This window comes from Pseudomonas sp. GW821-FHT02H09, assembly GCF_059421425.1.
Genome location: NZ_JBWKVA010000003.1, coordinates 64,985 through 77,840 on the forward strand (window position 1 = coordinate 64,985; position 12,856 = coordinate 77,840).

At 53.6% G+C, this 12,856-nt stretch carries 11 protein-coding genes; 5 read left to right on the forward strand and 6 right to left on the reverse strand.

Annotated features, from left to right (window positions below; all coding sequences use genetic code 11):
* Positions 1 to 18 precede the first annotated feature (18 nt).
* Entirely contained in the window at positions 19 to 357 is a 339-nt protein-coding gene (locus AC07VR_RS04845) for a YbaB/EbfC family nucleoid-associated protein (protein WP_347905073.1), read from the reverse strand.
* Positions 358 to 424: 67 nt separating this feature from the next.
* Positions 425 to 2,530: a DNA polymerase III subunit gamma/tau gene (gene dnaX / locus AC07VR_RS04850; RefSeq protein ID WP_495010595.1), complete on the reverse strand. Its 2,106-nt coding sequence runs from the start codon at positions 2,528 to 2,530 to the stop codon at positions 425 to 427.
* A 144-nt stretch (positions 2,531 to 2,674) separates the two neighbouring features.
* On the opposite strand from dnaX, the gene AC07VR_RS04855 reads away from it, so the two are divergent.
* Complete coding sequence (locus tag AC07VR_RS04855; protein WP_495010596.1) at positions 2,675 to 3,496, forward strand: substrate-binding periplasmic protein; 822 nt, start codon at positions 2,675 to 2,677, stop codon at positions 3,494 to 3,496.
* On the opposite strand, the gene AC07VR_RS04860 is transcribed toward AC07VR_RS04855, so the two are convergent.
* The gene (locus AC07VR_RS04860; protein ID WP_495010597.1) at positions 3,453 to 5,153 is read right to left on the reverse strand and encodes a putative bifunctional diguanylate cyclase/phosphodiesterase; all 1,701 of its coding nucleotides are present in this window, start codon (positions 5,151 to 5,153) and stop codon (positions 3,453 to 3,455) included. The two genes, AC07VR_RS04855 and AC07VR_RS04860, sit on opposite strands and share 44 nt — an antisense overlap.
* 604 nt (positions 5,154 to 5,757) lie before the next feature.
* On the opposite strand from AC07VR_RS04860, the gene AC07VR_RS04865 reads away from it, so the two are divergent.
* Positions 5,758 to 6,072, forward strand: a complete 315-nt coding sequence (locus tag AC07VR_RS04865) for a helix-turn-helix domain-containing protein (protein ID WP_494992360.1) — start codon at positions 5,758 to 5,760, stop codon at positions 6,070 to 6,072.
* A 147-nt stretch (positions 6,073 to 6,219) separates the two neighbouring features.
* Positions 6,220 to 6,591 (forward strand): VOC family protein, encoded by a 372-nt coding sequence (locus AC07VR_RS04870; RefSeq protein WP_495010598.1) that lies wholly within the window; start codon positions 6,220 to 6,222, stop codon positions 6,589 to 6,591.
* A gap of 228 nt (positions 6,592 to 6,819) precedes the next feature.
* On the opposite strand, the gene AC07VR_RS04875 is transcribed toward AC07VR_RS04870, so the two are convergent.
* Complete coding sequence (locus AC07VR_RS04875) at positions 6,820 to 7,440, reverse strand: methyltransferase family protein (RefSeq protein WP_495010599.1); 621 nt, start codon at positions 7,438 to 7,440, stop codon at positions 6,820 to 6,822.
* A 1,405-nt stretch (positions 7,441 to 8,845) separates the two neighbouring features.
* A complete protein-coding gene (locus AC07VR_RS04880) occupies positions 8,846 to 9,046 on the reverse strand; it encodes a hypothetical protein (protein WP_495010600.1) in 201 nt (66 codons plus the stop codon).
* A gap of 567 nt (positions 9,047 to 9,613) precedes the next feature.
* Here AC07VR_RS04880 and AC07VR_RS04885 point away from each other — a divergent pair.
* Positions 9,614 to 10,201 carry a hypothetical protein gene (locus AC07VR_RS04885; RefSeq protein WP_495010601.1) on the forward strand — a complete coding sequence of 196 codons (588 nt, stop codon included), beginning with the start codon at positions 9,614 to 9,616 and terminating at the stop codon, positions 10,199 to 10,201.
* Positions 10,202 to 10,534: 333 nt separating this feature from the next.
* Here AC07VR_RS04885 and AC07VR_RS04890 read toward each other — a convergent pair whose 3' ends face one another.
* Positions 10,535 to 12,193: a P-loop ATPase, Sll1717 family gene (locus AC07VR_RS04890; protein WP_495010602.1), complete on the reverse strand. Its 1,659-nt coding sequence runs from the start codon at positions 12,191 to 12,193 to the stop codon at positions 10,535 to 10,537.
* A gap of 281 nt (positions 12,194 to 12,474) precedes the next feature.
* On the opposite strand from AC07VR_RS04890, the gene AC07VR_RS04895 reads away from it, so the two are divergent.
* On the forward strand, positions 12,475 to 12,729 hold the full coding sequence (locus AC07VR_RS04895) for an HNH endonuclease (RefSeq protein ID WP_495010733.1): 255 nt from the start codon (positions 12,475 to 12,477) through the stop codon (positions 12,727 to 12,729).
* Positions 12,730 to 12,856: the final 127 nt, after the last annotated feature.

Here is a 12,856-nt window from a genome sequence, read left to right on the forward strand (position 1 = left end):
CCAACTCGCCAAGGCGACTTAGAACGGCAGCTTCATGCCTGGTGGCAATTGCATGCCAGCGGTCATGCCGGACATTTTGTCCTGGCTGTTGGCTTCGATCTTGCGCACAGCGTCGTTGACGGCGGCAGCGAACAAGGCCTCCAGCATTTCCTTGTCATCTTCGCTCAGGCCTTCAACCAGGCTCGGATCCACAGTGACGCGCTTGACGTCATGACGACCGGTCATCACCACCGTTACCATATCGCCACCAGCTTTGCCGGTCACTTCGGCGTTGGCCAGTTCTTCCTGCATCTTGGCCATTTTTTCCTGCATCTGCTGCGCCTGCTTCATCAGGCCGGCCATGCCACCTTTCATCATGGGAATCACCTCAAAGTACTTGGATAAAAACTGCGCCCGGCCGATCAGGCCGGACGCCATTGAGTTATTAGCCCTGACTGACCAGAGCCTCGACAGGTTCAATAGTATCGTTACGGATCACCGCACCGAACTGTTCCATCATTTGCTGGATGAACGGATCACCGTGGATCGACTCTTCGGCCTCGCGCTGACGCTCGCCACGGCGCCGGGACGCTGCCTGGGCCGGGGTTTCCTGCTCGGGCTTGATCAGCTCGATGCTCACGGTCAGCGTGCGCTGGTGATACTGATTCAGCGCATCGTTAAGGCGGCGCTGCTGGGTCGCGTTGAATAGCGCGCTATGCGCCGGGTCCAGGTGCAGCAACCAGTGATCGCCCTCGACTGCAATCAAGGTGCAGTTGGCGGCAATACTGCCAGTCATGCCGGAAATCGGCAGTTTCGGGAACAATTCCAGCCACTCCAGAGCCAGACCGGTCGCCGGTAGCAACGCTGGTGCTGGCTCGGGTTCCGGGGTCGGCTCGGCAGCGTGTTCGCTGGCCAGGTCATCGAGATAGCTGTATGCCGAATCCATGTCCGGCTCGATGTAGTCCTCATCCAGCGGCGGTTCGTCATCCAGATCCATTCCTGGCGTGGCCGCATCGACCTGGGCAACGGAAGGCTCAGGGACAGGTGCTGCCACCCATTCGGGTACATCCGGCACCGCGCTGTCAGGCGTCGGCACAGGCATCGGGGTCAAATCAGGCTGCTCGGCGACGGTCTCAAGCATCGGCTCTACCGCCGGCTGTTGCTCGATCACCGGCTCTACCGGGTCGTTCCAGGGCAGATCCACCACTTCAGCGGCGACAACCGCAGGTTCCACAACCGGCGGCATAAACACCGGTGCAGGCTCCGGCGCCACGACAGGGGCAACCGGCTCTGGAGCTGGCGCCGCAACCGCAGCGACTGGCTCGACCGGTGCAGCGATAACAGGCGCAGCAGGGGCAACAACCACCGGCGTAACGACAGGCGCGGCAGCCACGGAGTTTGCGGAATCAACTGTGGCCTGGCTGATCCCCACTGGCTTTAGCGGCTGCTTCGGCGCGTCCAGTGTGTCTGCCGGGCGGAAGGCCAGCATGCGCAGCAGGACCATTTCAAAACCACCGCGCGGGTCCGGCGCCAGCGGCAAATCGCGGCGGCCGATCAGCCCCATCTGGTAATAGAACTGCACATCTTCGGCCGGCAAGGCCTGGGCCAGCGCCAGTACCCGATCGCGGTCGCCATAGCCGTTGTCGACGCCTTCAGGCAATGCCTGGGCGATAGCGACGCGGTGCAGCACGTTGAGGATTTCCGAAAGCACGCCATTCCAGTCCGGACCGTGCTCGGCCAGACGGCGAACGGCTTCAAGCAGCGCCTTGGCATCGCCGTCGAGCAACGAATGCAGTACGTCGTAGACCTGGCCGTGATCAAGCGTACCGAGCATCGCCCGCACATCGGCGGCCATGACCTTGCCTTCACCGAAAGCGATCGCCTGGTCGGTCAGACTCATGGCGTCGCGCATCGAACCATCGGCAGCGCGGCCCAGCAGCCACAGCGCATCCTCTTCGAACGGTACGTTCTCGACGCCCAGTACATGGGTCAAATGCTCGACCACACGCTCCGGTGTCATGTTTTTCAGGGAGAACTGCAGGCAACGCGACAGTATTGTCGCAGGAAGTTTCTGCGGATCAGTGGTCGCCAGGATGAATTTGACGTACGGCGGCGGCTCTTCGAGGGTTTTCAACAGCGCATTGAACGAATGGCTGGACAGCATGTGCACTTCGTCGATCAGGTAGACCTTGAAGCGCCCGCGGCTTGGCGCGTACTGCACATTGTCCAGCAGCTCACGGGTGTCCTCGACCTTGGTCCGGCTCGCGGCGTCGATCTCGATCAGGTCGACAAAACGCCCTTCATCAATTTCCCGGCATACCGAGCAGGTGCCGCACGGCGTCGACGTGATACCTGTTTCACAGTTCAGGCATTTGGCAATGATCCGCGCAATGGTGGTCTTGCCCACCCCGCGCGTGCCGGTAAAAAGATAGGCGTGGTGCAGCCGCTGGCTGTCCAAGGCATTGATCAGAGCCTTGAGCACATGGGTCTGGCCGACCATTTCGCGGAACGAGCGCGGACGCCATTTACGTGCAAGAACCTGATAACTCATCGAAAACCGTCGCAACTGGGAAGCGGAAGCCGGTAATGCTAGCGGAGCAAGGGCGAAATTGCATCCGGTGCGCTCGTCTAATCTGGCTAAGCTGCTCTAGAGTAGGCTTTTTTCGACCCTTGCCGGGGTCTTGCCGGAGAGTTTATGCATTTAGCCTGGGGAGCTTTGCTGCTGACAACCGCAAGCGGCTTTGCCGCAGAAGCGCCATTGCGTTTCGCGGTTACCGACAGCTGGGCCATGCCCATGGTGCAAATCGAAGACGGCCAGCCGACCCAGGGTATTTTGCATGACATGATGCTGAGCCTGGCGACCCAGGTCGGCCACCCTGCCGAGTTTCACGTGCTGGCCCGTGCCCGGGTGCAAAGCGCCATGGAGCATGGCGACATCGATGTTCGTTGCTATGCCGCGCAATCCTGGCTGCCCAACCCCTCAGGCGACTATCTGTGGAGCATTCCACTGCTGTTTCAGCGCGATCTGCTGGTCAGTACGCAAAACCTGCCAGCGCTCGTGTTACCTGCGAACCTGCCCTTGCAAAATATCGGCACGGTGCTCGGCTACAGCTACCCAAGCCTGCAGCCGCTGTTCGACAATGGCCAACTGCAGCGCGACGATGCACGCAATCAAGAACAGGTATTGGAAAAACTCCTGGCCGGTCGCTATCAGTATGCGGTGAGCAACCAATGGACGCTGGACTGGTTCAATCACAAGCTGATGCCTGACAAACAATTGCATGGAGTCGCGGTGTTACAGGAGCAAAATGTCGGCTGTTATGTACGCAACGACCCGAAATTGCCGGTACAACGTATTCTGCGCACACTGGTGAAGATGAAGATGTCCGGGGAAATCGATGGCATCATCAAACTCTACACCGGCATTAACGAACCGCCGGACGCTGCGCAAAACCGCTCGCAGGCAGTGACGGTCAGACCGCTCGCTCCAGCGCCTGCCATTGCACCGGCGCCTTGAAGGTCGCCACCCAGCCTGGCACTTCGCTGGCGGGCATCGGCCGGGATATGAAATAGCCTTGAGCCACTTCGCAGCCCAGGCGCAGCAATAACTCACCGTGCTCCAGGGTTTCCAGTCCCTCGGCGATCACCTCCCGACCAAAAGCCCGGGCCAGACCAATGACGGCCGTGGTCAGGGCCAGATCATCCTTGTCGCTGAGGATGTCGCGGACAAATGATTTGTCGATCTTGATGGTTTGCGTGCGCAGACGCTTGAGGTAACTCAGCGAAAAGTGACCGGTGCCAAAATCGCCAAGAGAGAACTGCACTCCCAACGCCTGGCACGCCTCAATACACGTACTGACATGCTGGATGTTCTCGATGGCTACCGACTCGACTATTTCCAGGTCGAGCAGCTGTGGTGCCACCCGGGCATGACGCTCGAGCACGCCCTTGAGCCGCTCGACAAAGTCCGCCCGCTGAAAATGCCGGGCAGCGATGTTGATGCTGACTGGCCAGCTCTGTCCCGCCACTTGCCATTGATACAATTGCGTCATGACTTGATCCATCACCCATTCGCCGATGTCGATGATCAGATCCGTTTCCATCACCAGCAGCAAAAACTCCTTGGGCGGCACCATCCCGCTTTGTGGATGTTCCCAGCGCAACAACGCCTCGAAACCGACGACGGAACCGCGGCGCATATTGACCTTGGGTTGAAAGTGCAAACACAGCTCCCCCCTGGCCAGTGCCTGACGCACCCGCTCGACGGTCTGATGGGTCACCTTGACCTCCCTGTCGCGGGACACGTCGAACAAGTGGAACCGATTTCGCCCCCCCTGCTTGGCCACGTACATGGCCTGATCGGCATGACGCAAGAGGGTTTCTGCATCTTCGTTGTCGGCGGGGAATAGCGTGACGCCGATGCTGGCGAACACCTTGATCTCTTTGTCGAGTATCGAATAAGGCGTGGATATCGCTCCCAGCACTCGATTCAATGCAGCGCGTAATTCAGGGATATCGCGCACGTAGCGCAAAATCAGCACGAACTCGTCACCCGCCAACCGCGCCACCACATCCTCACCGCGAATGATCGTGCGCAATCGCTTCGCCACCTCCACCAACAACAAATCACCGCTGGCGTGGCCGTAACCATCGTTGACGGCCTTGAAGCCGTCGAGGTCGAGCATGCATACCGCCAGCGGAATATTCTCCAGCCGGGAATAAGCCAGCGCCTGATCGAGCAGGTCGGACAAGAAGGCACGATTGGGCAGACCGGTCAGCACATCATGGCCAACCCGCCATTGCAGAGAATGCAGGAGCTGACGTTTCTCGCTGATGTCGAAACGAATCGACACATACCTTTGCACCCGCCCGGTCTCATCGTCGAGTAACGGCACCACGGTGCTGTCGACCCAATACAGCGTACCGTCCTTGGCGCGGTTACAAATCTCGCCTTTCCAGACCTTGCCCAGGGCAATGGTGCGCCACATCGAGGTAAAAAAATCGGCAGGATGCAGTCCCGAACTGAGCATCCGGTGGTTTTCGCCCAGCAACTCCTCTCGGCTGTACCCGGAGATCAGACAAAACTGGTCGTTGACATGGGTGATCCGCCCCGCAAGGTCAGTTTCGGAGAAAATGGCGGCTGCATCCACAGCCCTACGGTATCGCTCATCCATGAGTCAGGCTCGCTGTCGCTAGCGGTTGAACCGCTCGACCAGGGCGAACCCGGAGGAGATGCTTTCAGGCTCAGTGCCAAGGCCATTGCAATCGGTGGCGAAAAAAAGCCGCAGCGGATCCGCAAGAGCCTGTTTAACAGAAGGGAATGGCCAATTCAGACGCACGTTAAAACTCCATAGACAACATTCGATATGCCCTGCCCCAGACTTGACTGGCGACCGGATGATTCGCGTCTTTCCCTGACGGCGCAGTACAACCGGGTTGATCGCCCGGTTACCTGCAACACAGCGTTTTATACGGCGTTTCCACTTTGGATCGGTGAAGATCAACCAGGATTAAATCAGGCAAGGCTGGAGCGCGCAGTGTCGGCAACGATTGACGAAGCCCTTTCGCCTCTGCCGGGTCCCTGGTTTAAAGGCACAACGCAAATGCAACGAGTTCCTGTTCCATAAACCCGCCTTCTGGAACCAGATCACCAAACACCAGTCTTAAGTGTCAATTCTACGAAATACATCACATTTTGCAAAGCAAGGTGATGAATCATGGCGTTGTACAATGTAAGGATTTATCGTTAAGTTCTTGATTCTAAATGGGAATTGAGCAATGCACATTTCAAGTTTGGGTCCAGCCATCAGGCGCTACCGCAAGGTAGCAGGGCTTACTCAGGCTGAACTAGGCGAGAAAACCGGTTTTGATCCTAAAACCATCAGCCGCTTCGAAACCGGCACCTATACCCCCAGCGTGGAAGCCCTGTTCCTGCTCGCCGATGTGCTGGGGGTAAAGCTGAAAGCCTTTTTCGCGGATTTAGGCGACGAAGACGAACAGCGAGCTTATTTGTTCGGTGTCATTCACAAAGCCACCCCGAAGGATCTGGGAAAGCTGATAGCAGCGGTAGACCTAGCCTTGTCCAAGCCTTGAGAGCCGAGCAACAAAAAAGAGGAGGCAGACTTATCGATCCCGATAAATCCGCCTCCTCTTTTGCTAATGACTCCTGACAGGAACTGACAGCGCGCAGCACTAGACTTGAGCGCACTGCATAACCCCAATCAGGACACGGGAGTCACCATGAACGCCAGTCACTATCTTCTGCTTTACGTCGACAGCCCCGCGACCAGCGCCAACTTCTACAGTCGCCTGCTGGACAAGCCACCCATCGAACTGTCACCGACCTTCGCGCTCTTTGCTCTGGATTCAGGCCTGAAGCTCGGACTTTGGTCCCGGCATACGGTGGAGCCGGCAGCCCAGGCTGCGGGCGGTGGTGGTGAACTGGCGTTTTCGGTTGCCGACAACCAGAGCGTCGACACCTTGTATACAGAGTGGACCATGCAGGGATTGCCCATAATCCAGGCACCGATTGCGCTGGATTTCGGTTACACCTTCGTTGCGCTGGATCCGGACGGACATCGCTTGCGGGTATTTGCGCTTGCGCCCGAGTGACGCGTCACTGATCACGAAAAAGGACAAATCAGACAGCGTCAAACACTGATCCAGAAGGATCGATGAGCGTACAGAGAGGAGAAAATCGGGGGGCTGCGCAAAGAAGCCTTGCTGAACGAAGGCTTGACGTCAAGGTGGTAACCCCATCAGCCCCCCGACACACAATCTCATCGTTGCGGCTACTCCTGACCAAGCGGTCTTGTAAGCGTGTTAGCCAACTCTCGGAGACTAAAATACGAATGGAACAAGCCGATAACGAACACCCTGCATATACTCTCGATATAAAGGATCGAGAGAAAGATGCGCTTCCTCTCGAAATATTCGAGCGATCAGAAAACAGATAGTTACTGCATAGATAGTGACATTCGCCGGCGATGTATTGGCCAATATATAGCCCGTGTACATCAGACAGTAACTGGCATAGATTGGATGACGCACCACGCGATACATCCACGCAGTCTTGATAACCCGTTTTGCTGCAACGAGTGCAAAGCTGCGATTTAGAGAAATCAAACCCAGCACCTGAATTGTCATGCCCACAACTATCAGAGCACTTGCCGAAGGGAACACCCCCCAAGCCTCCGGGCGGAAAAATAACGGGGCAGAAGTCCCAACCACCGCCATCAACCAGTCGACAGGAATGACCGAAACCGTCTTTGGATCGCTTCGAAAAACGTACAAAACCGCTGTCAGCGTTTCGGAGATACAGAACAAAAGCAGAGTCCACTTATGCGTTTCTTGAAATTGAGTCAAATGAATATAAGCAAAAACACCCCACACCCCCGCGAGGACAACTCCGCTATAAAATCCGACCCGCCTCGACTGCAGTACTGCAGACAATGAACTCATGCCACACACTCCTGCCTGGAAAGCAACCCAAATCCATGTCGAGGCGCCCTGACTTACACGCCCCTGACCCACTGGCATTTTCGATGCTGTGATAGCGTCATCACTGATCATCATAGCCGGGACTGGCGATTAAGCTTCAAGCTCCATCCTGCAAACACTCTAAAAGCAAGATCGAAAGCCGTCCCTGCCTGACTTTCCGACAAGACAAAATTCTGACACTCTCACGATTTTTCGCTAAATACACACCTATCTTTGTGCTCTGGCGTTTTTATGCTTTACAACTTGATCGAATCAAACATTTGTCGCTAATAACAAATAGGACCAAATGGCAAACCGCGCAAATATCGAATCTTCATAACAACATGACCAGATATTCGATTTGCCTAAAGTGATTACTCCGGCAAACACAAGAGCAGCAGCAGGAAATTATTCCTGATCGGGCCACCAAGACTCCTGGTCGTGATAAATGGCTACGGTGAATTTGCTATCCCCCCTCCACTCTCACGACGCACTCAACGCAAGGCAGTTTGCCAACCCAGGCCAGCAGCGAGAAAGCGTGCATACATGCCACAGCAAGGAAACTGGAGCGTGCAGAAAATGAGGAGATGCAGTGAGGCTTTGAAGAGTGCGAACGTGAAGCTGACCCGCCTCGTATGGTGCACCACTTCGGTGTACCTGAACGCTTTCACACTTCGAGATTTTTACTGACAAATCCTTGTAGAATCAAGGATTTAGAGATAGGTGGCGACCCCACCAGCCACACCCCGGCACACAATGTCACCGCTGCAAGTATTGGCTAGCGCCAATGGCTGCTCTTCTCTTCCAGATACTCGACCGGAAACCGGCTGAGGTCTGCGGGCCTTGCCGGGCTTGGCTTCCAGGGTTATCCCTCCTAGAGAGCCCCCTTAGAAATTCCCCGATGGATTCTTGCTGTGAGACCTCGAAGACCTCCAGTGAGCCTTGGGGTGTGGCCCGATTTGTTCCACTTCTTGGACCACTCTGGGGACCACTCATGGCCTACATAGTCCGGCGCAAAGCCACGTATTACCTGAACCTGAGGCTACCAAAGCACCTTGATTCCAAACGGTCCACTTTCCGGTGTTGCCTGCATGTGTAAGCCATCCGCGAAAGCTTCTCACGCTCTTTTTGCTCTACTGATTTAGGTTTCTGGGGACCTTTCCTGAGACCTCGCAGAATGACATTACGCTCCTGATCCTCGCTTTGCTGTGTATTGCTTACTGATGATCATCGATCATCCTACTGGGAGTATCCACGGTCACCATCGAGAAACGCCTCTAAGATTCCATGGGCAATATCAAACCAAGAAATACATAGAGGCGCTTATAGCAAGCATTAAAAACGCTAGGCTGCGTGATACCGAAGAATTCCCAAAAATACAATATCGTTACTTCATCAGACCTGACAGAACAGTAAAACCACCAACGAGAGAAATGAAATAAACCATCCATTGCCCAGTCACACCGAGCGGAAGTTTAATTTTTGCGGCCCCCATCTCCAACCTAATGCCCCCTCTACTTTTATCTGGCTGAATCAGAACGAGCAATGTAGCGACCAAAATACAGAAGAAGAAAACAGAAAATAACATGTAACACGCTCCATCGCCCTCATGCACATGAGGACGTATCGAGCCCAGAACGCACATCTAAAGATGGTTGCTGGCTTCCGCCAGTTAGCGCCGCGCCTCTCGTTGGCAGCACTTCGTTATCTTTCAGTCGTCTAAGCAGCTTGAGCGCATTCACCTGCCTTTCGGCCACCAGCAAAAGCCAGCTTGAGAGGGACGGGAGCGATTAGAACCCACTAAAAAATATAATAATTCTTTCCCTTTGGGAATAGAGGCGCACTTTCAAGCGACTCACTATGGCCTCATCTCCCTGACCACCCAGCATTCGCCCTTGAAGCCGCCGCCGCGCCCTAAGTCCAACCAGCCGCAGCAGGAGGATTCTGAGCCGGCTAACAGCGAATCACTCAGGTCGAATTAAGAACCTACGGATCCCAGCAGTCAGCAAGGCCACGCCGATCCCCAGCAAGAACACCGCGAGACACATCAAAAGCCCTGTGAACAGTCCTCTTATCCACGTCTCGCCTGTATAGATTGCATAGGCATGCTCACGGACAGACCTCCAAGGTCTTCTCAGCGGCCAAGCTGAAACATATGAATGCTGATCCGTCGCTATTCCAGCAGATCCTCCAGCACGTTAAGAAGAGCTCAAAACTTGGCTCAAAGGGGCAACTGACCTTCAACGCGGGGAGATTCCTAAAGGGGTCTGGCAAGGATGCCTTGGAAGCACGTCAGGTGATCGCAGAGATTCGCCGCATGGGTGATATGGCAGCCTCTGACGTGATTCAGCGCCCATCGATTGGAGATACCTTCATCTGGGCAGACTCTGGCAAAGCCTCGCTGATAAGTTTCCTCACGCAGTTCCAGACGTTCTCCATGCGATCCCTCGAAAAGAAGTTCATGAAGGGAGCCAATCGGATTCGGAATGGGGATGTAGACGAAGCTCTTCAAGTTACGATATCGATGGGTCTATCAGGTATGGGGGTTGTCGCATTCGCAGCTATTCGTGGGCAGACCATCACGGACGATGAGAAGCGCCAACAGTTCTATAAGAACTCGATGGGTTACGACTCGGAGAACGGTGAATGGGATCTCTCCACGCTGGCTGTGGGCGCTCTAAAGCGGTCGAGCTACATATGGCTGCTCCGGCGATGGCCTATGACACAATCGGGTCTCCCCTAGGTCTTCCTTATGCAGGTCTAGGCCGGACTACTCGTGAAACTGAGCTGGATGCGGAGGAGAAGCCCAAGGCTTGGCGAGCCCCTACGGTTGGGAATGTTATAGGCAGCTTTCCAGCGGCCAAATTTGCCAGCCAATTAACGGGAGCTGGGGCGAACGCCTCCAGCCTCGTCCGGGGAGATCTTGATGAGTACCAAGTGGAGCGCGAGAAGATCGCACTATTGAGAAACCTCAAAGGGATCCTCCCGAACGACCCTGCCACCCAGGGGGCTCTCGGATGGCTCATGGAACACGGAGTATATGAACGCTGAATCACTCAAAATATAGCAAATAGTCTTACTCCAATGCTTCTGCCTCATAAACCTCATTTTGATCTGCGATAATATCCAGCGCCCTGTGGAGCATCTTATGTACCTTCAGGTGCTCCGCTCTCTTTACTTCCCCTCTTGTTACAGAAGTCTGATCCACATAGGACCATATGTAGGTATCAGCAGCACTGGTCTTGAGGCCTACCGCGCCGACTCGGTACAAACATGACAACATGCTAATCAGCACGTCCGACTCTTTGATACCACTTGAATCATAATACTTCTTCACCGTTTGAACACAAGAATCATTTGGACTCCCATCAACCAAGGAAATCATAACCTCCTCCAACCGAGACTCTCTTACCATAGACTTAGTAAAAGTAGCTTTAATGCCGCGCAAAATCTCAACCGTGTCATCAAAACTAGGATAAACCTCACCCCACTCTTCTTTTAAAGACTTCAACCTTTTTTCAGAGTATTGAGCTTCTGCCGCTAAAAGAGCTCGCCATGAAACCCGTTCTCGCTCATACGCAATTGAAAAACTCTCATTAACAAATTGAAGCACATCCCTAGGGCGGCGCAAAGTTCTCTCAACAATAAACTCGAAAGATGTTTGGCCGCCACCCTTCCGAGGTTTAGGAAAGACATCACCGAACGTAATCAACTGCTTTGTATATTGACTTTTAAACACCTCATTGATACGCAGCTCTACGAGCCGGGCTAGCTCTTCAGGAGACCACTTCAAATACAATAGATACGACTCATACTTCTCTTCCTGAAACCCAGAATCTCGGGTCATATCAAAAACAAGATCAAGCAAATCCTTCCGTAACGCTGCGATAATCTTGATCTGCCTAATTTTTCTAAAAGTCTTAATTTCCTCAATCAACGCACGTATAAATCTAACTCTAGTTTCAGTTGCAGCCCATTCCTCATCCAGCTGGTCAATCAAAAGGAAAAACTTCTTTTGCGGATCTGCAAAAGAATGCTCGGCCAACAAGTCTAAAACCTCATTCAGCTTTCGAATTTGCAGCCCATTCACGACTTGGCTGGCTCTCTGCTTAACTTCCATCTTTTCTTCGTCAGTAAGCTTCCGCGCGCCCTCCAATGATAAATTGACACCCGCATACTCCGCCCCGATTGAGCTCTTTGTATCTGACTCAAGCTTCCTAGTTATCTCCTTTAGATGTTCTTCTGTATCCAACCAAAACTTATCACCCCACTCATTAAAATACTCAATAGCTTTCTTTTTGGCCAGATCCCGACTAAAGCGACTCAGCAGACTCTCAATAAACCCTCTGCCATCTTGCTCAGATTTAATATCATATCTAAGCTTCAAAAATTCAACCGTAAGGACATGCCTCCAAAGCAGCCGATAAAACAGATCCAACTTTATCCCCAAAGCGTCAAAGAACTGAATGATATCGGAGTATTCAAGAAACCTAATTGAAATATCATTCGGATCTAGCTTTACAAACTTTTGAGCCGTAGCGGCCACTTTGTAAAGTAAAGCACTTTTTCCTGATCCAGTCCTGCCTAAAACTATCGACTCAGGAGAATCTACATCCATCAATTGATGCAGATAACCGTTATCTACAAAGCAGCGACTGAGCAGCTCAGTATCCGCCTCAGCGTCTAAGGATCCGACCTTGAGATTTCGCGTGATCTTTATTTTCTTATCGTCCATGTACGCCCCAGCCGCCCCATAAATAAACTTATCACTATAGGTCACCTTAAGAGCTTTTCCAGTAAGTTGATCAAATAAGTAAATTACCTATGGCTACCGCCGTTTTCTTATACAAAGGAATTCCAGCAAAAGTCATTGCCGACCACCCCCTCTACGCTGTGACAGCAAAGGGCAAAGTAATAAGCTATTGGAGAAAGACCCCGTACGAGATACGGTCCAACCTAAACAAAGGTTACCCCTACGTGTGCCTCCAATCGGCCGATCGCTCCAAGTCGAGCAAAATGGTCCATCGGCTAGTCGCAGAGGCTTTCCTTGAGAACCCCGCGGGGAAATCTTTCGTTAACCACAAGGACAGCAACCGAACAAACGCACGGCTCGAAAATCTTGAATGGGTAACAGCCCAAGAGAATTCGAACCATGCCAAGCACGCACCTTACGCTCAGGAGCAGACCCGTAAGACTAACCTCCTTTCAAATCTTGATTTCCACCCTGCCATGCGTGACCGAGCACCCTTCGAGGCTCTGGCTTTACTTTAGGCTGGTCAATCGCCCGCCTACGTGGTGCAGACAGTATCTGGGGTCAGTTTCAAAAAGAAATTTTTAAAGGGACTCGATGCTGCTTCCAAAAGAGAGCTTCGAAAGCAAGGGATTATCATTTGAGCGG

What these genes read in the sequence shown, in the direction of transcription:
- AC07VR_RS04860 (WP_495010597.1), bottom strand. Translation starts at nt 5,153, where the DNA reads ATGGATGAGCGATACCGTAGGGCTGTGGATGCAGCCGCCATTTTCTCC.
- AC07VR_RS04870 (WP_495010598.1), top strand. Translation starts at nt 6,220, where the DNA reads ATGAACGCCAGTCACTATCTTCTGCTTTACGTCGACAGCCCCGCGACC.
- AC07VR_RS04895 (WP_495010733.1), top strand. Translation starts at nt 12,475, where the DNA reads ATGGTCCATCGGCTAGTCGCAGAGGCTTTCCTTGAGAACCCCGCGGGG.
- AC07VR_RS04880 (WP_495010600.1), bottom strand. Translation starts at nt 9,046, where the DNA reads ATGTTATTTTCTGTTTTCTTCTTCTGTATTTTGGTCGCTACATTGCTC.
- dnaX (WP_495010595.1), bottom strand. Translation starts at nt 2,530, where the DNA reads ATGAGTTATCAGGTTCTTGCACGTAAATGGCGTCCGCGCTCGTTCCGC.
- AC07VR_RS04855 (WP_495010596.1), top strand. Translation starts at nt 2,675, where the DNA reads ATGCATTTAGCCTGGGGAGCTTTGCTGCTGACAACCGCAAGCGGCTTT.
- AC07VR_RS04845 (WP_347905073.1), bottom strand. Translation starts at nt 357, where the DNA reads ATGATGAAAGGTGGCATGGCCGGCCTGATGAAGCAGGCGCAGCAGATG.
- AC07VR_RS04885 (WP_495010601.1), top strand. Translation starts at nt 9,614, where the DNA reads ATGAATGCTGATCCGTCGCTATTCCAGCAGATCCTCCAGCACGTTAAG.
- AC07VR_RS04865 (WP_494992360.1), top strand. Translation starts at nt 5,758, where the DNA reads ATGCACATTTCAAGTTTGGGTCCAGCCATCAGGCGCTACCGCAAGGTA.
- AC07VR_RS04890 (WP_495010602.1), bottom strand. Translation starts at nt 12,193, where the DNA reads ATGGACGATAAGAAAATAAAGATCACGCGAAATCTCAAGGTCGGATCC.
- AC07VR_RS04875 (WP_495010599.1), bottom strand. Translation starts at nt 7,440, where the DNA reads ATGAGTTCATTGTCTGCAGTACTGCAGTCGAGGCGGGTCGGATTTTAT.